Raw genomic sequence first — 18,797 nt, forward strand, 5'->3', positions numbered from 1 at the left:
AAATTGATGATATGGCTAATGTTGTAAAAGTGTTTTTAGCTGACGAATTTTCGCAGGTTGGCGTTCTAAAAGAATTTTTTCTTCTCTGACTGACCACAATACTTCGGATTGCTCGCGGATTACAGATACATCATCTTCACCATTCAGGATAATAAAGTTGGCTGGTTTTCCTTCTTCAATGCCATAGCGTTCAGTTATGTTCATCACTTTGGCTCCGTTAGAAGTGATGAAGTCCAATGCGACTTTGAAATCATCGTATCCCATCATGTGACAGGCATGCAGTGCAAAATCCACTTGTCTAAGTAATTTTCCGTTACCCAGGCTATACCATGGGTCCTGAATTGAATCCTGAGCAAGAGCGACTGTCATCCCAGCTGCGGTTAGTTCTTTGACTCGGGTTATACCACGTCGTTTCGGAAATTCATCAAATCGCCCCTGTAAGTGAGTGTTTTCTGTCGGACATGAAACAAAATTGATCCCAGATTTTTTTAACAACCGGAATAACTTTGAGCAATAGGCATTATTATAGGAGTGCATGGCAACCGTATGACTGGCGGTCACTTTATAGTTCATTCCGGTTTCCAGTGCTGCGGTTGCCAGTACTTCTAAAAATCGTGAATTTCCGTCATCGATTTCATCGCAGTGAACATCGACCAGTTTATTGTTTTTTTTCGCAAGATCCATTATCCATCGCATTGATTCGACACCATACTCACGTGTGAATTCAAAGTGAGGTATACCACCGATTACATCGACGCCCAGTCTGATGGCTTCTTCCATCAATGTTTTTCCATCAGGAAAAGATAGGATTCCTTCCTGAGGAAATGCAACTACCTGTAAATCGAGATAAGGTGATAGTGTTTCTTTTAGTGGGAGAATGGCTTTCAGTGCGGTCAGATCAGGGTCGGTAACATCAACATGTGTGCGAATGTATTGAACACCCTGGCTAATCAGTAGCTCTGCAGCTTTCAGAACTCGTGTTTGAACGTCCTGAATACTGAGCAGTTTTTTCCTTTCGGCCCAGCACTCAATGCCCTCAAATAGCGTACCACTAAGATTCCATCTGGGTTCTCCGGCTGTCAGTACCGCATCCAGATGGATATGAGGTTCAACGAAAGGGCTACACAGCAGGTTCTGGTTGGCATTGATATCGCATTCGGATTCTATCGGGGCTTCCTGTCGCTCAATTTCGGTGAATATGCCCTTGTCACAATGCAAAGTAAATAAATCGGGCTGGTTGCGTAGGCGAGCATTGATAATCTTCATAATTTTCCTTATTTTTTATCATATTTAGGAAGGATGAATGCTTCCATTAGAAGTGCATTCTGAACGCACAGTCTTGTGTTTGGCTCATTCAGAGATAAGTGAGTCAGTGATTTAAATTTGTTAAGCCTGTGGGTCACGGTATTACGGTGAATATTAAGTGATTCGGCGGTTTTTCTCAGAGAACACAAGTTATTAAAATAGTGGATCATGGTTTGCTTTACAGTAACGAGTTCTTCTTCCTGACAAAGAAAACAATCGCCCAGATATCGACGGCAGAAATCGTAGAGTAGGTCAGTATCTTCTACTGATGCAAATAATCGCTGTAATCCAAAAGACTGGTAATGATGAACCTGTCCGGGAATATGTTGTGAGGCAAAGGCCGCGGATTGTCTTGCTTCTGAAACCATTCTGGGCAGATACTCTATACGGGACCCGTCGCTGACACCAATAGATGCTTCAAACTGATGTGATTTTAAAAAAAATTGTAATTCTTCCCAGATTTCAATGGAATAGGGTAGCGGATCTGTTGTCAGTTGCGGCAGGCATAAGATCCATCCGGCCCGGTATTCGATTACCGGGAAAGGACTCTTGTGTCGGGTTAAAAATTCACATAATGCAAAGTACCATGCATCGGTATTTGTATCCGGTTCACTACCGGGTAAAACTAAAGCAACAGATAAATTGACATCGGTCGGAAAGCCCATTTGTCCGGCCTGGTCAATAGTGGTGTTCTCTGAGGGTAGTCTCGCGTCAATAAGCTGCTGAATAAACCATTGTTTTGAACGTTGGGAAAAGGTGTCTTGTATTATGGCATTCGATATTCGCTCGGTTACGGTAACCATTGGCAGGTGATAGGGCTGTTCCAATAAAGGAACTTGCTTCTCATCACACAAATCCCGCCATGATTGCTTAAGGCTGGGTATGTGCTTTGAACCGGTTAATACAATGACAGCTGCCGCATTTTTTAGTTTTAATATATCGATCAAACGTGAGAAGTCGTCATCATACCAACATCTGTTTATACCGGTAATGAAGACAACTTCTCCTCCCTTTAGCCAGGGCTCTAGCTGATATTCCTCAGCAACATAAGGCCAACGAATGCGGTTTTCTACATGGTTCTGTCCTGCAATTATTTTTATGTCTGACAGGCCCTGAATGTTAGGGATATCACGAACAGTCAACATGGTTAATTTGTTTTAACCGGGATTTCTGTTGATGAAAATACTGTTCTCAGTACCATATAACTTATGCTCGCACAGACCATTCCAATAATTGGTGGCATCCACGGAGAGAAATAGGCTGCCAGTGAACCGATGGCATAAGCGCTCAGTCCTGTGTAGTTATACCGGGGTAAAACCACGTCCGACAGCTTAGGTAAATTTGAACGGTAAACAAACAAGAAATTGGTCATAATGACGGCACCAATAGGAGGAATGAAGGTCCCAAGCAGTATTAAAAACGGGATGAGGTAATTGTACATCCCGAAGATAGCCAGAATGGTACCAATTCCGGCACCGACAACAGTAATCATCCGGCGTTTCTCTGAACGAAATAAATTACATCCTGCGGCTGCGAAGTTATAAATCGTATTGTCTTGTGTTGTCCACAAGTTCGCAAATAACATCAGAACAGCAACCAGCATGAATCCCTGTGCGACCAGAACATCAACAATATCGGCATGTTTATAAATCAAAGCACCGTAAGCACCAATGAAAACCATCAGCCCGTTACCAAAGAAAAAAGCAATAAGTGTGGCTACGATGGCAATCTTCCCGGTTTTGGAAAATCGGCTCCAGTTGGTTGCCTGAGTAGCCCCACTGATAAACGTTCCTATAACCACAGTAATCGCTGAGCTTATTGTCATTGACGTTGTAGGCTCTATACTGAATAAATTGCTAATGCCACCGACATCGATTAATCCCTGATAAAAGCTAATAGCAATAAAAATTAACATAAGCGGAACAGAAACTTTTGATAATATGTCCATCGCCCGGTAGCCAATAGATGCGGTGATACAAAATCCAAAGCCAAAGAGAATCATCAGAGGTGTTTGCCAGGATTCGTTGATCTTAAGTAATGTTGTCAGAACAATGGCAACGGTGGCTACTCCCCATGCATACCAGCCTATCTGAGTAAATCCAAGAACAAAATCCGATAGTTTGCTTCCGTATTCTCCAAAACAGTATCTTCCCAGCAAAACGGTATTCAGGCCAGTTTTATGGGCAATAACAGCTAATGCTGCAGCGTAGAGGCCTAGAATAAGGTTTCCTGAAACTATGACAAATAGCAATTCACTGATGGGAAATGCTGCTCCGATGTTGCCACCAGCCCACATGGTTGCGGTAAAAAAAGTGAAGCCAAGTAAAATAACCGCCATCGAGAGCATTCCCTTTCGTTTTGAATCGGGAACCTCGCTGAGCGGAAAATCATTATCTCCCTGCATTGTTCTACTCCTTTCTGTTATCGATGCAGTGTGAATAACAAGGTTCGTGCCAGTTTTGCTTTATTTGGATTTAGTCATTTGGTATGTAAAAGTAATAGTAACCTATACCAAAAGAACAATTTATTATTCGAGATATTCTGAATTCAATTTCTTTTGGTGCACTACGCACAGATAAAGTGCGTTACCGGCACAGGATTTATTAAATTTCTTCTGACTATGGACTCGAGTTCGTGCACGGATAGTTCCCGGATATATAATTGGAAATATCGCTTCGCACCCGGTAAGAAAATATGATCATTAGTGTCAGCAGAAGGACAGACATTCCAGCATTTTATACTCCCTGGTTTATGAACCGTATCAGAGAGGGCTTTATGCTGACAAGAAATCCATTTAATGCTCATCAGGTAAGCAGAGTGTCCTTAACTCCGGTTGATGTCGATTTATTTGTATTCTGGACCCGCAATCCGACAATGTTGATGGCGCACCTATCAGAACTGGATACATTGGGATTTCGGTATTATTTTCAATTTACCATTACAGGGTATCCAAAGTGTTTGGAAAAGAATGTTCCGGCACCATATCGCGCCATTAAAACTTTCTGTGATTTGTCCGAATTAATAGGCGCTGAAAAAGTCATCTGGCGTTATGATCCTGTTTTGCTTTGTAACATGGTTGATGTGGCTGAACACAAACGGCTGTTCTCTAAAATAGCCGCTATGCTGGCCGGAAAAACCCGAAAGGTCGTTATTAGCTTTTTTGATTTATATAAAAAAACGGAACGAAATCTTGAGCAAATTGATGGGCTTACCTATCGGGATATTACCCAATCCCCATCAGAGCTAAGTGAGCTTGCGCTTTATATGTCAAAAGTGGCTAAAGAAAATGGCATGGTGGTCGAAAGCTGCGCGGAAGATCTTGAATTATCTGAATTCGGTATTAAACACGGTAAGTGCATTGATAACGAATATATTAAAAATGTGTTTGGCCTATCGTTAAGTGGTGCAAAGGATCCCGGGCAGAGAAAGGCGTGTGGTTGTATTAAAAGTAGGGATATAGGTATGTACAATACCTGTTTTCACGGTTGTGCTTACTGTTATGCAACATTTAATCAGAGAACCGTATTTACGAATAAGCAGAAACATAACCCTCGTAGTGCTTTTTTGATAGGAGAAGATGTTAACAGTGAATATACTGTTCTTAAGCGAATTCATACTGTGCAAAACACCCTGTTTTGAACATTGGTTAATGGCGCTTTCCCTGAATGATTTCTCTGTTACCATATTATTTTTCTCAATATAAAAATAATCATGTCAGACATTAATTCGTTATCTGTTCGCTCATACAGCAAACAGAAAAGAGGCCATAAACACGATTTTCATCAGTTGGTTTTACCCGTTAGGGGGACGATTGCAATTGAAGTCAGTCACTTCAAAGGGAAGGTCATACCTGGTGAATGTGTTATTGTTAAAGCCGGAGAAATTCATCATTTCTCTGCTGAAGCTGAAGCCAGATTTGTTGTTGCTGATCTGGAAAATCTCCCGGATCATTTTCTGATTTCCAACACCGTTGTCTTTTCTGTTACACCACCGCTTGCTTATTTTTTGAATTTCATTGAAGAACAGCTGAAATACCAGATAAACAGAACGATTCAGAATCTGATGAATGACACTTTTTACCACCTTTTGATGGAACAAAAAATTTTAAAGGCGTTTGATCCCAGAATCAGGCAGGCACTGGATTATATTGAGAATAATTTGCCTGCATCCTTATCTATTATGGCATTAGCTAATGTTGCATGTTTAAGTCCGACTCAGTTTAAAAAGTTATTTAAAGAGCAGACCGGAGTTTCTGTCATTCAATATATTACCCGTTTGCGAATGGAGAAAGCCCAGGCTTTATTGCTACATACTGATTACCCGATACAGATTGTGGCCGACATCGTTGGTTATACCGATCATGCTGCATTCAGTCGGCGTTTTTTAAAGTTTTCCGGGTTATCACCGTCTCAGTTCAGACGTTAATTGCGTCTTATTAGCAAGCATAAGTGTCTGAACGGCATAATTATTTAAACATCAGAACTGTAAGATAAAGTTTATGATAATTTTACAGAGATAGAGTTATGTCGGAAAGGAGAAAGGCGAAAGGAGTATGGAGTGTTATCGTAGCCAGTATTTTTTGGGGAACAACCGGAACAGTGGCCTCTTTAATCCCTGATGTGAACTCCCTTGCTGTTGGAGCTTTTGCAATGGGCTTTGGCGGCTTGCTATTGCTGTTTAATGCCCAAAATCAGCTAAAAGCAGACTGGCGAATTCTGTTCACTCAACGCAGTATTTGTTTTGTCGGTGGCCTTTCTGTTGCTGTTTATCCACTTGCTTTTTATACCGCAATGAAATATTCCGGAGTAGCGGTTGGAACACTAATCTCAATCTCATCTGCACCACTTTTTTCTGTGTTACTTGAATGTCTTTTCAGCAAAAAAAGAATATCAACACAATGGATATGTTCGTTTTTTATTGGCATCATCGGAATATTTCTTCTGACAGCTGGCAAACAGAAATCGGCTGTCATTGATAGTTATGAAGAACTGCAGTATTTAGGCATTTTCTTAGCCGTTATTGCCGGGGGAACATACGCACTTTATTCATGGGCAGCCAGGCAGATGATAGAAAAGGGAGCCAGCTCAAAGTCTGCTATGGCAGGTATGTTTGGTTTGGCTGCATTGCTTTTACTCCCGTCTTTAATATTTACTGGTGAAAATGTTTTTTCAGATAAAATTCATGTGACAGTGTTACTTTATATGGCGATTGTTCCTATGTTTCTTGGATATCTGTGTTTTGGCTATGCTTTGAAGCGAATTAATGCTAGTCAGGCAACATTGATAACATTATTAGAGCCCGCAATTGCGACATTACTGGCTGTGTATTTTGTCGGGGAAAAATTTGCTCCAATTGGCTGGTGTGGTCTTTTGCTTATCATTGTCAGTTTGGTATTTCAGATGATAAAACTCCCGGCTTCAGGCAAAAGACAACCAACTATATCGTGATTTATCTCATCAGAAAAACAGTCAGAACTTCTTTGTTACATTATAAGTGTTAACAAAATAATTTTGAATTTTTCATAGCGGGTCATTTATTTACTACATTGATGATATCTATGCTGGTACCTATACTGATAAATATGTTTGGTGACGCGGTGTTTCTATGAGAATACATTTCTTTCTCTTTTTAATACTTAGTTCGATTCTGTTGCCTGATTTAGCTGCCGCGGGACCGGGAGATAAAACCATCCGGTTTTCAGGGGATGCGATAAAAGCTGAATACTCAAAAAGGCTGACGATAAAGACGTTGGAGCAGAATCTTCCTCTGGTGACCATTACGGCCTATAATCCCTGGGATGAGAAGACAGAGGATTACACTGGCTTTTGGCTGAATATCATGGCTAAGAAACTTGGAACTCCGGACGTTCAGTCAATATTGCTTACCGGCCTTGATGGTTATCAGGTTAGTTTTAACCGCAATGAATGGCTATCTGATAAGATCCTGTTGGCAACAAAAGTTAATGGCAGTTATATCTCGGTAAGAGAAAAAGGGCCATTACGGGTTATTTTCTCTGAATTTGATAAAAACAATGCTGAAGATGGGCTAAAGCTACCTAAATGGATGTGGATGATTACCCGTGTCGAATTCCGAACAGAGGCGGGGAGTGAATGAAGCAGTTTAGATACAGACGGTTATTGATTGCTTTATTGATTGTTTTTCTTATTGTATCGGTTTTTTATTTTTACACTCTCAGATCAATACCTTACAAAGTTGCACAGTCAACCGATACCATTCAAAAAGTGGATACTATCCGTTTTTCGTTTAAATCTGCGATGATTGCTCAGAGAGGGTTATTGATCTACACAGATGCGATCCATCAGAGAAACCTTGAGATATTCTACAATGCCTTAGATCATTTTGAGGCAGCTATTGGCTTTATTCATGTAGCTCATTCTTTGGATCACGAGTTTAAGTCTGTTGCAAGGCCTAAGCTGGAACAAATCATTTTGTTAATGGAAACATACCAGCTTGATATTAATGATCAAAATTTACAGAAGATCAGACAACTGGTTGAAGATATCTATCTGACCGCGGAACGGCGTGAAAGATTGGTATGGACGGATATACAGTCGAGCTATGTTGATTTCAAAACCAGTGAATACAAAGTATCTCAATTGTATCAGACTATTTCATTTGCCACTGCCATTGTTCTTATTGTCATACTGGCTCAGATGTTTTTCCAGCAAAAGCTGTTAAAACAAATTAATGCAAAGGAAGCCGAGTTAGAAAAACTGGCCTATTATGACTCTCTGACTGATACGGCAAATCGTAAATTAATTGAACTGGAATTATCCGATGAGCTGGAGCGGGCAAATTTAAATAATGAAAAACTGTTTATCGTTATGGTTGATATTGATGACTTTAAGCGGGTAAATGAATTGCTTGGTTATACGGCCGGTGATTTGGCAATTATAGAAGCTGTTAGCCGTATACAAAAGGTCTTAAGGTCAAGTGATAAAATAGGACGTATGGGAGGGGATGAATTTTTGCTTGTCTTCTGTGATTCTATTGATTTTAGCGATTTAGTGAAAATTATTGGCCAGATTCAGGGGGCTTTTATAAAGCCTATTATTGTTAATAATCAGGAATTTTATATAACTGTCAGTATTGGTGTTACCAGTTCGCAGGAAATGACTCTAAATACTCTGGATGTCCATGATGCTATTAAACAGGCTGATATCGCCTTGTTTAAAGCAAAGAGCGAAGGGAAAAACCGTTATCATGTTTACGACAAGCAGCTCAGTTTGTTAATTGAGCGTGAACATCAGATGGAAACAGAAATCAAAAATGCCATAGATAATGACCAATTCGAACTTTATTACCAGCCACAAATAGAAGCTGAAACCGGGCTGTGTGTTTGTGTTGAAGCACTGGTTCGCTGGAATCATCCGGGGAAGGGATTACTGTTTCCTGCAGATTTTATTCAACTAATCGAAAAAGGGTACCATACAAAGGAATTTGGGGAGTGGGTCATTCGTCGTGCTGTTTATCAGCAGAAAAAATGGGCAGATGAAGGGATTGACATGAGAGTCTCGGTTAATTTGGCAGCCAGGCATGTCCTTGCCTCAGATTTTGTCTTTTCAATGAAGGCGTTAAAGACACAGCTAAATATGGACCCTGCCTGTATTCATTTTGAAATAACAGAACACGAGTTAATTACTCATGAAGCTAATGGTTTTGCAAATCTTGAAAGCTTAGTTAACGAAGGCTTTTCGCTTTATCTCGATGATTTTGGTACGGGTTATTCTTCCATTTCTTATTTGGAAAAACTGCCCCTTGAAGGGATTAAAATTGATAAAAGCTTTGTCGATTATGTTGGAGTCGATGGTAACAAGAGCCAGATGGTGAACGGGATTTTAACTTTAGCTCGTGCGATGAAATTGAAAGTGGTTGCGGAGGGAGTAGAAACCAAAGAACAAGCCTGTTATCTGTCTCATCTTCGTTGCGATTATCTGCAGGGGTATCTGATAGCGAAACCACTCCCTGCTGAGCAAATAATGCCACTTATCCTCAAAAATAACTTTTCCAATTGCTACCGCTAGCCTATTATTCGCCATTGGGTATTTCTCAGGAACGATTGAGTTACAGAAATAAGATGCAGATATATAATGCCTCGTAGCCGGGATAAATAGTGATTAAAATATGAAAAAGGCATACCTTATTATTACAATATAGTTGAATAAACTTCGGGTATAACATGATATTAACTAAGGATTTTTGACATGGTCTCACCAGAATTTTTGATTACTTCTCTTGTGGTTGTTTTGATGCCCGGAACCGGAGTGCTATTTACTGTGGCAACAGGTCTGTTTACCGGCAAGCGAGCCAGTATTTTTGCTGCGGCAGGATGCACTCTCGGTATTGTTCCGTCAATGCTGGCTAGTGTGTTTGGTCTTGCTGCTATTTTTCATACCAGTGTTCTGGTATATCAGACGGTTAAATATTTCGGTGTGGTGTACTTGCTCTATCTGGCATGGTCAATGTGGCGGTCTTCATCGCCATTAGTTGTTGAAAAAAAACAGACTGAAACCCGGCTTATTAATATTGTGATGAAAGGTTTTTTAATCAATATTTTAAACCCCAAACTGTCAATTTTCTTTCTGGCTTTTTTACCTCAGTTTGTTTCTCATCAGGCTCAACAGCCAGTACTGAATATGCTAGTTCTTGGTGCTACATTCATGTTGATGACATTAGGAGTCTTTATATTATATGGATTAGCGGCCAGCCACTTCAGTGGCCTTATTGTGCGCTCGGAAAAAGTCAGTATCGTTATACAAAAAGTATTTGCCGGTAGCTTTGCTGCGCTTGGTCTGAAGCTGGCGCTGACGGAACGAATTTAAATGGAGTCACGAGATAAGTACTATAAACTAAATTCTAATTATAGTTATTTTTTTATCTAAAACTGTTTTCGGCTTCCTTTATTTTACTGGTGACTTTTTGATTATCATCGGTGGATTATGTTGTGTATAGGATACCGTCTGGTTTGCATTCAGCGATCAGCCCGGTATCACTCCTTTTACTCCTTTTCATTTTAATGTTCTTATGCATCCTTATAGGAAGAATCCTTTACGACCATTACGTAAATTTTATAAATAATATTATTTATATTATTTATATTGTTTAGGTCAATGTCCGCTTAAATTTAATTTGCTAGAAACAAGACTTAATGAATCGTTATTCATTAAGTGAGCGTATTTATTACATTTTTACGCAAATGATAATTTTTAGAGGTATACAGTGGACGACAATTTAATACTCATTTTCGGAGCAATACTTGCTTCACTAATAATAGGAATTTATAAGAAAATAAACATTGGTATCATTGCACTGGTGTTTGCATATATTATTGGCTGTTTTTTTATGGGAATGAAACCAAAAGCAGTCATTGCTCTTTGGCCAATGAAAATCTTTTTTATCATCATGTCGGTATCACTTTTTTATGGTTTCGCGTCACAAAACGGTACGTTAGAGAAACTGGCAAAACAGATAATTTATTCATGTCGTAAATACCCAATGGCACTTCCTTTAGCTATTTTTGCCGCGGCCCATGTTATTGCTGCACTTGGAGCTGGTTACTTTGCCGTTATGGCCGTCGTCATTCCAATTATGTTGGCGATTTGCAAGCAAACAAAGATGTCCATTATTGTTGGTATTCTGGCGACTCACGGTGGGGCTCTTTCTGGTGGCCGGTTTGTGATTAGTGTCGGTGGTAAAATTGCGGAAGAGCTGGTTCTAAACTCCGGATTCGATGCTAATTATGCCGCTCATACTGCACTGATGATTTATACAACCGTTACGTTATATACGCTTTTGCAAATGGGATTATTCTTCATTCTGGAAAAACAGTGGTTAGTACTGAATGTGAATGCTGCTATGGAAAAACCGGAACCATTCAATAAAGTCCAGAGAACTAACCTGATTCTGATTGGTTCTATGATTGCCGTTCTGTTGGTTCCGGCGCTATTGAATGTCCTGATTGGCACACCTGAAATTGCTGCATTTCAGAAAAATATCAATATTAGCTTTGTTGCTATTTTCTTTGCCATTTTATCGCTGATGTGTAATTTGGGCGATGAGAAAAAAATGATCTCTTCTGTTCCATGGTCAACAATCATCATGATTTGCGGAATTGGCGTCCTGATCAAACTGGGTGTGAAAGCGGGTATGGTTGTGACATTCTCTTCATGGGTTGGCGGAAATATTCCAGAATCACTTTTGGCTCCGTTAATGATGGTTATTCCATGGGGGATGTCTTTCTTTAGTAGTACTACCGGTGTTGTTATGCCAACATTGTACCCAATTGTACCTGCTTTGAGTGATGTAAGTACGATTCAGGCAATTGTATTCTTCTGTATTATTAGTCTTGGTGCGAATGCTGCGGCTTTATCGCCATTTTCAAGTGGTGGTAGTTTATCGTTGAGCTATTGTAATGACGAACAAACCAGAGAAGTATTATTTAAAAAGTTATTGCTCCTGCCGTTTATTTTGATAGCACTGACGGTGGTTTATGGCTTGGCTCTGGTTGTCGTTCTCGGTTAACGATTGCAAATGATGTTGTCACTAAGAACAACGTCGCATCGCTATAATTAAAGTCCGCATTTTTGCGGACTCTAATTTACTCTATAGACCTTTTCCCTAGTTCCATCTTTATATTTTTATATATCAACTTATTTCTTCGCTATCTTTCGTTATAGGATATGCCATTAGATGCTTTTCTTATTATGATAATTCTGAGACAACAATTAGCTGGCTTCTTTAGGAACTATTTAAGGATTTATTTCTTTTGGCATTGTATGGTTGCATTTAGTCTTCTTTTCTTTTTCTCTCTATTTGGGTGACTAATGGGAACTGGCTGGACTATAATTAATTATAAAATCAATATGTTATAAATCTATTGCCAAAAGAAAAAATTCAGAATAAATCTTGAATTTTTTATCCATAGATTTTTGATTTTCATCTATACAGAACAATTATTCTAAATGGTATTAATAATTAGTTACATTTAGCAACTTTGATGATAGTATTGTTGACAATCAATCTCGTTCGCATTTGCATGGTTTAAAACAATACGGATTCATGATGCAAAAATTATTTCAATCACTATTAACGTTTCTTATTTGTTTGTCATCGTTTCATGCGCTTGGTGCTATTGTTGATTATCAGGCGGCTGCAAACGATATCAATCAAAGGCTCGACAAAACCTTACAACTCTATCAGGCTGGTGATATCGATAGTGCTAAATCGACCGTTCAGATGGCTTATTTTGATATATATGAAGGTATTGAAGGGCCTATCAGGATTAATTACTCGCAGAAATACAGTTATCAGTTAGAAGCTAAATTCGGTGAAATCCGGAAGTTAATTTCGCAAAAGGTTCCTCAGGAAAAAATCAAAGCAGAAATTGATTGGTTGAAAGGGCAAATTAATACCTTGCCGGAAAAGCTGGCTTCGGGTCATCAGTTGGTAGCAGAAAATCAGGATCTGAATAAGGCTGATATTCTTCCTTATTGGCGTAACAACGTTATTTCTATTGAAAAAACGTTAAATGATGCTTTGTCTGACTATCGTGAATCCGCTGACGACCCTGGTTCTTCGGTAGATAAAAAGCAAAAAGCCTATCAGTTAGTGCAAAAAGCTCAGTATGAATTCTATAAAAATTCGGAGCTTGAAATTGCCATTCGGTTGAATCGTTCGATGGAAAAATCAGCACAGTATAATGATAGATTTAAAAATATGGCAAAAATTACGAGGGCGCCGTATAGCCAACAGCAACTGATTGCTTTTAGCTACGAATTATCAACCCTGGTTCAGGATCTAAAAGACGATTTACCGGGTTTACCCGCCACCCGTGATTCTCAGAAGCCTCAGCAGGCGGCATCTCAAGATGCACAGAATAACGGGAAAGACTGGGCTACAGTTGTTAATAAAATTAATGATGCTATATCGGAATCTATTGAAAAATATAAGAATGGTAACGTAAAAGCGGCAATTGGCAGTGTTCAGGATGCTTATTTTGACTTATTTGAAGCATCCGGTATGGAAAATGCCGTGGGCGCACACGATTCTGCTATGAAAACCCAGCTTGAAGGGTACTTTACTCACCTGGTCAGCCTAATGAAAGCAGGCGCTGATGTACAGGAAATGAATAATCAACGTGAGGCATTACATTCAGACTTAACACAAAGTTCCGATTTACTTTCAGAAAACAATCACGGGTTGTGGGCAATGTTACTTGCCAGTTTGACGATCATTTTGCGTGAAGGATTGGAAGCATTGTTAATCGTAGCGGCGATTACATCTTATCTGGTGAAAAATAATTTCCAGGACAAACTGTATATTATTAAAAATTCCGTTGTCGTAGGCTTGATTGCCAGTGTGATTACCGCCGGTCTCTTTCAGTGGTTATTTACAAACTCAGGTGCGAGCAGAGAATTACTGGAAGGATTTACCATGCTGATTGCTGTTGTCGTACTGTTTTCAATGAGCTATTGGCTGTTGTCTAAAGTTGAAGCACATCAGTGGAAAAAATACTTAGAAAACAAAATTTCGCTTTCCTTAACGACAGGGTCAATTATCGGTCTGTGGTTTGCCAGCTTTCTGGCGGTATACCGGGAAGGGGCTGAGACTGTTCTGTTCTATTATGCACTTGGCGCAGATGCCGATACACAGGGACTCATCGGGATTTTTACTGGTCTGGTTATAGGTATCCTGTTACTTGTCATTATTTTTTACCTCATGCGCCATAGTGTGGTGAAACTGCCGCTAAAACCGTTCTTCCTGTTTACCGGCGGATTCATGTATCTGATGGCTTTTGTTTTTGCTGGCAAAGGCATATTGGAATTGGTTGAAGGTAAGTTATTTCAACCAACCTTAATTACGTGGGCTCCTCAATTTAGTTTGTTGGGTATATACCCATATATTGAAACTTTAACCCCACAAATTATCTTAGTGATAGCAGCTGTGTTTGCATTGTTTGTAATGAAACGTCGCGGCGCACAGGAGACAGCAACTGCAGTGTAAAAATATGTGTATAACAAAATCTAAAAGGAAATCATTAATTATGTCTAAAAAGTTACTGACAGCAGCCATCGCTGCTTCAATGTTGGCGAGTGCGGGTGTTTATGCAGGTGAAGTTCCGGCAGGTGAAACTGTTGAAATGAATGGCATGGAGTTGGCTGCCGTATACCTTGAGCCTGTTACTATGGAACCACAAGGCATGATGCGTGCAGCATCTAAATCAGATGTTCACCTTGAAGCCGATATTCACGCACTTGCGGGTAACAAAAATGGATTCGGTGCCGGTGAATGGATTCCATATCTTACCATTCATTACAGCCTGAAAAATGTGGATACAGGTAAAACTCAAGATGGCACATTTATGCCAATGGTCGCTTCAGATGGTCCACATTATGGTTCAAACGTTAAAATGTTAGGTGTTGGTAACTATGAACTGACATTTCATATTGATCCACCATCAAAAGCTGGCCTTCTTCGTCATACCGATGAAGAAACTGGTGTAGGTCGTTGGTTTAAGCCATTTGATGTGAATTATAAGTTCAAATATGTCGGTCTGAAATAAATCGGTATTTAAGTCAATTGATAGGCATATCTTCAGAGTATGGGATATGCCTCATCAATTTTAATCATCAGGCGTTAAAGAATGAGTTTCTATCTCTCTCAGGTTATTTCTTTATTTTTAATTCCCGCTATTTTTTTCGGAATTCTATGGAGCCGAGTTGAATTTAGATTTTATAAAATTCAGTTCTGGTCTTCTTTCTGTGCCATTTTCGTTGGTGCGGCGTGTTTTATCTATTTGCCGTACGGTCAGGTTCATATTCTGATCGCATCGGGCTTATATGCGGCTGTTTTATTTCTGGCACTGCTGTATGGAGTAATGTTGCGCCCTTCGGGTTCGGTTGTCATCGCGTTTCAGGCTATGGTTTTGCTCTGTGCATCTTTTATGTGGGCGAAAATTGCAAAGCTTTCCATGTTGAGTGCGACCAATGTAATTAACACGGATTTTATTCTGAATGGTTCCGCTTTAGTCGCTGGATTTTTTCTGATTGTCTGGTGTCAGGTCATCACTACTAAGATAATGTCTTTTTTATCCTCCGGTCTCAACCGAACGATGACTTGCGTGCTGGTACTGATCGCATTACTTCCTCTTTCCGGGGAAATCATGCTTTCTGCGATAAAGTTGCAAATACTTGGGCTGACTCAGGGGTTATTGAGTTATGTTTCCAAAGTAACCAATTTTTACTGGGTTTACCCATACTGTGCTCTGGTATTTGGCCTGATAGGTATGACGGCCTTGTTCCTGTCACAGGTTCGGCCTTTAAGATTGGCCAAAGCCGGGTTCACATCGGCATTGGAGCGTCGGAAAAATCAGGCAAAAATCAATCGTTTTAACGGGATACTGAAACAGTATGGATTCATCATTATTCTGATTTTATCCAGTCTTCTTTATTGGGATCTTGTGGCATCACAACCGCTACGACGCTCGCCGGCGACACGTATTGAATTGATGGCAGACCAGCGAGTACATATTCCTGTCAATGAAACATTAGTTGATGGGAAATTACACCGTTATGAATGGGTGGCCAGTGACGGGAAAGTGGTACGTTTTTTCATTATTGACCGTTACCCGGGAGAGAAAAAGTTTGGTGTTGTATTTGATGCCTGCATGCTTTGTGGGGATGCGGGATATACACAGGTGGGTGATCAGGTTATCTGTTTGGCCTGCGGTGTCCATATTTTTATTCCGTCAATAGGAAAGCCCGGTGGTTGTAACCCAATTCCGATTCCAAAATGGACGCTCCATAACAATGAAATTACGATTTCGAAAAAAATGCTGGAAAGTGGTTTGCAATATTTCAGTGAAGTTTTGGAAATCACTGTAACAGATCCGGTCAACGGAGAAGAGCTGAGTAATAAAGATGCTGATCATACATATCAGTTTGGTGGTAAGACTTACTTCTTTACTTCTGAGGCAACTTATGAAGCATTCAGAGCAGAACCGTGGAAATACGCAGATAGTGCAGCTATTAATAATGATGAGGAAGGAGAGTAAGCATGTTATTCACAATGCTCAGACAATCCTGGGCTCATGATAAAGGCCGGAAAATTCTGGCGATTACGACGGTATTTCTTGCCACTGGTCTTATTTCTGCGTTACTTGCTGTATCGATTAATATTGGCGATAAGATGTCGAAAGAAATGAAAAGCTATGGTGCCAATATTGAGATAACTCCTGAAGGACAGATTCAGTTGCCTGAGATCCTTAATGCTCAGCAGACTCCGTTGGACAAAGAAGATTTGCTGGAAGAGAATGAGCTGCCCAACATAATGGATATTTTCTGGCGCAATAACATTATCGGATTTGCGCCGTTTGTCAGGGGGCAGGTTACCGTTCCGGAAAGGCATCTGACAAACATTAATATCGTGGGTACTTTTTTTGATAAGCATTTACCTGTTTCAGATGAGCCCACTTTTCATACCGGAAACAAATATATTTCCACATACTGGCAGGTTAACGGTCGGTGGCCGGATGATGAAAAAAATCAGGCATTAGTCGGGCAAGCTTTAGCAGCCGAACAGCACTGGAAAACCGGTGATAAATTGATGCTTTCCGGTGTTAATGGACAAAATGTCAACATCGTTGTTACCGGAATTCTAAGTGACGGGACAGCGGATGATAATTCAATTCTTTTGCCTCTTGCTCTCGGGCAGACGTTGTTGGGACTTGAAGGGCGCGTTCAAAGTGTCAAAGTTTCAGCATTAACGGTTCCGGAAAATGCGTTGTCGAAAAAGGCTCGAGAAGACCTGGAATCTCTGGATTCTGATGAATACGATTTGTGGTTTTGTACCGCATATGTGTCATCCATATCTTTTCAACTGGAGAGTGCGATGAACAATGCCACAGTGAAACCTCTTTGGCAGGTTGCCGCTTCGGAGGGTATTGTGATTGGGAAAATTCAAAGTCTGTTATTTGTTGTCACGATTTCTGCGTTGATTGCTGCTGCTATGGGAATCGCGTCCTTGATGACAAACGCTATTCTACAAAGAGCAAAAGAAATCGGTCTAATGAAAGCTCTGGGGGCACACAACTGGCAGGTGTATGCACTGTTTTATTCTGAGTCGATAGGATGTGGAATTGTCGGTGGAATTCTGGGGTGCATTGGTGGCTGGGGATTATCCAAATTGATGGGATACGCATTATTTGGTTCTAGTTTAAGTTTCAACTGGATCATTATTCCTTTGGTTTTGGTCCTCTCTGTTTTGATTACGTCAATTGGCACTTATTTCCCTTCCAGGAAAATTGCTGCGTTGTATCCAATTGAGGTGCTTTATGGCCGCAAATAACACATCAATGACTCTGCTTTTAATCACCCGTTCTCTAAGACTGAGAATTCAACGGGTGTTGGTTGTGTTTGCTGCTCTTATGGTAGGTGCGGCAATCGTTACAGCAATGGCTGGGGTTTATTTTGATATTAATGAAAAAATGAGCCATGAACTGCGTAATTATGGCGCCAACTTTTTTGTCGGACCGGAAGAAGGGAAATCTTATCTCGATGATGATGGCTATAAAAAAATGATGTCATTAGCACCGCAGGGAAGTCTGGTGGCATCCAGCCCTTATTTATACGGTATGGCTCAGTCAGATCTGGAAAATGTGGTTCTGATGGGAATCGATTTTTCTCAGTTGAGAAAGCTGGTTCCCTATTGGCAGGTGAAGGGTAAATGGATTGGTGTATCCTTTGATGAACGAAATGTTATGATCGGAAGCAAACTGGCAGAAAAGCTTGAACTGTCAGTTGGTTCAACCATTAATCTGATAAAAAAGAATGGAGAGACACGCAGTTTTACGATTAAAGGTATCATCGAGTCTGGTTCAAACGAAGATAACTACCTCATTCTAAACTTGCCGGTTGTTCAGAACTGGCTCAATAAAGAAAGCAAAATCAATTATGCTATGTTCAGTCTGGCGAATGATCAGGGACAGGTGTCTGAGTTTCAGAAAAAAGTAAGCAAAGTGTACCCAGCACTAAATGTTCGTCCGATTCGGAAAGTCTCTGCCTCTGAGGGGCGGGTATTAGACAAAATAAAACTGCTATTAGGTGTTGTTTCGTTGGTTATCTTAATCTTGTCGACATTATGTGTGAATACGACACTGACAGCGATGATATCCGAGCGCCGTCGTGAGTTTGCTCTACAAAAATCGTTAGGCGCATCGAATAAGGCAATTACCGGTCAGATTATTATCGAAACGGTATTGATAACAATAGTTGCTATTATTGTGGGTTTGGGAGTCGGTTATGTTCTTGCTCAGATACTTGGGCAGACTGTTTTCAATGCATCGATTGACCTTCGTTTGCCTGTCTTTCTGATTACCCCCATCTCATCCATTATTGCCGCTGTTGTTGCTGCAATCCTACCGACCGTCAGGGCAATTAATGTCAATCCGGCGAAAGTATTAAAAGGAGAATAAG

The 18,797-nt window shown here is 40.3% G+C and carries 15 protein-coding genes; 12 read left to right on the forward strand and 3 right to left on the reverse strand.

The window, feature by feature from the left end; all coding sequences use genetic code 11:
- Window positions 1-15: 15 nt before the first annotated feature.
- The 3 genes from codA to codB are packed head-to-tail and all read right to left on the reverse strand — an operon-like array spanning window position 16 to window position 3,709.
- Window positions 16-1,266 (reverse strand): cytosine deaminase, encoded by a 1,251-nt coding sequence (gene codA, locus LRQ06_RS17690; protein ID WP_232768364.1) that lies wholly within the window; start codon window positions 1,264-1,266, stop codon window positions 16-18.
- 8 nt (window positions 1,267-1,274) lie between these two features.
- Window positions 1,275-2,450 carry a PucR family transcriptional regulator gene (locus tag LRQ06_RS17695; RefSeq protein WP_232768365.1) on the reverse strand — a complete coding sequence of 392 codons (1,176 nt, stop codon included), beginning with the start codon at window positions 2,448-2,450 and terminating at the stop codon, window positions 1,275-1,277.
- 2 nt (window positions 2,451-2,452) lie between these two features.
- Complete coding sequence (gene codB, locus LRQ06_RS17700) at window positions 2,453-3,709, reverse strand: cytosine permease (protein ID WP_232768366.1); 1,257 nt, start codon at window positions 3,707-3,709, stop codon at window positions 2,453-2,455.
- 290 nt (window positions 3,710-3,999) lie between these two features.
- Between codB and LRQ06_RS17705 the strand changes: the two genes are divergently transcribed.
- The 12 genes from LRQ06_RS17705 to LRQ06_RS17760 all read left to right on the forward strand — a co-directional run bounded on the left by LRQ06_RS17705 (window position 4,000) and on the right by LRQ06_RS17760 (window position 18,796).
- The gene (locus LRQ06_RS17705; protein ID WP_257794118.1) at window positions 4,000-4,944 is read left to right on the forward strand and encodes a DUF1848 domain-containing protein; all 945 of its coding nucleotides are present in this window, start codon (window positions 4,000-4,002) and stop codon (window positions 4,942-4,944) included.
- A 72-nt stretch (window positions 4,945-5,016) separates the two neighbouring features.
- A complete protein-coding gene (locus LRQ06_RS17710; RefSeq protein ID WP_232768367.1) occupies window positions 5,017-5,730 on the forward strand; it encodes an AraC family transcriptional regulator in 714 nt (237 codons plus the stop codon).
- A 98-nt stretch (window positions 5,731-5,828) separates the two neighbouring features.
- Window positions 5,829-6,752, forward strand: a complete 924-nt coding sequence (locus LRQ06_RS17715) for a DMT family transporter (RefSeq protein WP_232768368.1) — start codon at window positions 5,829-5,831, stop codon at window positions 6,750-6,752.
- Window positions 6,753-6,909: 157 nt separating this feature from the next.
- On the forward strand, window positions 6,910-7,419 hold the full coding sequence (locus tag LRQ06_RS17720; RefSeq protein WP_232768369.1) for a molybdopterin-dependent oxidoreductase: 510 nt from the start codon (window positions 6,910-6,912) through the stop codon (window positions 7,417-7,419).
- Window positions 7,416-9,350 carry a putative bifunctional diguanylate cyclase/phosphodiesterase gene (locus LRQ06_RS17725; RefSeq protein ID WP_232768370.1) on the forward strand — a complete coding sequence of 645 codons (1,935 nt, stop codon included), beginning with the start codon at window positions 7,416-7,418 and terminating at the stop codon, window positions 9,348-9,350. Before LRQ06_RS17720 ends, LRQ06_RS17725 begins: the two co-directional genes overlap by 4 nt.
- Window positions 9,351-9,530: 180 nt before the next feature.
- Window positions 9,531-10,148 carry a LysE family translocator gene (locus LRQ06_RS17730; RefSeq protein WP_232768371.1) on the forward strand — a complete coding sequence of 206 codons (618 nt, stop codon included), beginning with the start codon at window positions 9,531-9,533 and terminating at the stop codon, window positions 10,146-10,148.
- Between the two features lie 397 nt (window positions 10,149-10,545).
- A complete protein-coding gene (locus tag LRQ06_RS17735) occupies window positions 10,546-11,847 on the forward strand; it encodes an SLC13 family permease (RefSeq protein WP_232768372.1) in 1,302 nt (433 codons plus the stop codon).
- Between the two features lie 540 nt (window positions 11,848-12,387).
- Window positions 12,388-14,328, forward strand: a complete 1,941-nt coding sequence (locus LRQ06_RS17740; RefSeq protein WP_232768373.1) for an FTR1 family iron permease — start codon at window positions 12,388-12,390, stop codon at window positions 14,326-14,328.
- Between the two features lie 40 nt (window positions 14,329-14,368).
- A complete protein-coding gene (locus LRQ06_RS17745) occupies window positions 14,369-14,887 on the forward strand; it encodes an iron transporter (RefSeq protein WP_232768374.1) in 519 nt (172 codons plus the stop codon).
- 81 nt (window positions 14,888-14,968) lie between these two features.
- Window positions 14,969-16,378, forward strand: coding sequence for a Fe-S-containing protein (locus LRQ06_RS17750; RefSeq protein ID WP_232768375.1), 1,410 nt, complete (start codon window positions 14,969-14,971; stop codon window positions 16,376-16,378).
- Window positions 16,379-16,380: 2 nt separating this feature from the next.
- Window positions 16,381-17,670, forward strand: coding sequence for an ABC transporter permease (locus LRQ06_RS17755; protein ID WP_232768376.1), 1,290 nt, complete (start codon window positions 16,381-16,383; stop codon window positions 17,668-17,670).
- Window positions 17,657-18,796 carry an ABC transporter permease gene (locus LRQ06_RS17760; RefSeq protein ID WP_232768377.1) on the forward strand — a complete coding sequence of 380 codons (1,140 nt, stop codon included), beginning with the start codon at window positions 17,657-17,659 and terminating at the stop codon, window positions 18,794-18,796. Before LRQ06_RS17755 ends, LRQ06_RS17760 begins: the two co-directional genes overlap by 14 nt.
- The last annotated feature ends 1 nt before the right edge of the window (window position 18,797 follow it).

Origin of the sequence: Vibrio salinus (assembly GCF_021272385.1) — a bacterium.
Classification (GTDB): Bacteria; Pseudomonadota; Gammaproteobacteria; order Enterobacterales; family Vibrionaceae; genus Vibrio; species Vibrio salinus.

What these genes read in the sequence shown, in the direction of transcription:
- LRQ06_RS17730 (WP_232768371.1), top strand. Translation starts at nt 9,531, where the DNA reads ATGGTCTCACCAGAATTTTTGATTACTTCTCTTGTGGTTGTTTTGATG.
- LRQ06_RS17750 (WP_232768375.1), top strand. Translation starts at nt 14,969, where the DNA reads ATGAGTTTCTATCTCTCTCAGGTTATTTCTTTATTTTTAATTCCCGCT.
- codA (WP_232768364.1), bottom strand. Translation starts at nt 1,266, where the DNA reads ATGAAGATTATCAATGCTCGCCTACGCAACCAGCCCGATTTATTTACT.
- LRQ06_RS17695 (WP_232768365.1), bottom strand. Translation starts at nt 2,450, where the DNA reads ATGTTGACTGTTCGTGATATCCCTAACATTCAGGGCCTGTCAGACATA.
- LRQ06_RS17710 (WP_232768367.1), top strand. Translation starts at nt 5,017, where the DNA reads ATGTCAGACATTAATTCGTTATCTGTTCGCTCATACAGCAAACAGAAA.
- LRQ06_RS17715 (WP_232768368.1), top strand. Translation starts at nt 5,829, where the DNA reads ATGTCGGAAAGGAGAAAGGCGAAAGGAGTATGGAGTGTTATCGTAGCC.
- LRQ06_RS17755 (WP_232768376.1), top strand. Translation starts at nt 16,381, where the DNA reads ATGTTATTCACAATGCTCAGACAATCCTGGGCTCATGATAAAGGCCGG.
- LRQ06_RS17760 (WP_232768377.1), top strand. Translation starts at nt 17,657, where the DNA reads ATGGCCGCAAATAACACATCAATGACTCTGCTTTTAATCACCCGTTCT.
- LRQ06_RS17705 (WP_257794118.1), top strand. Translation starts at nt 4,000, where the DNA reads ATGATCATTAGTGTCAGCAGAAGGACAGACATTCCAGCATTTTATACT.
- codB (WP_232768366.1), bottom strand. Translation starts at nt 3,709, where the DNA reads ATGCAGGGAGATAATGATTTTCCGCTCAGCGAGGTTCCCGATTCAAAA.
- LRQ06_RS17725 (WP_232768370.1), top strand. Translation starts at nt 7,416, where the DNA reads ATGAAGCAGTTTAGATACAGACGGTTATTGATTGCTTTATTGATTGTT.
- LRQ06_RS17720 (WP_232768369.1), top strand. Translation starts at nt 6,910, where the DNA reads ATGAGAATACATTTCTTTCTCTTTTTAATACTTAGTTCGATTCTGTTG.
- LRQ06_RS17745 (WP_232768374.1), top strand. Translation starts at nt 14,369, where the DNA reads ATGTCTAAAAAGTTACTGACAGCAGCCATCGCTGCTTCAATGTTGGCG.
- LRQ06_RS17740 (WP_232768373.1), top strand. Translation starts at nt 12,388, where the DNA reads ATGCAAAAATTATTTCAATCACTATTAACGTTTCTTATTTGTTTGTCA.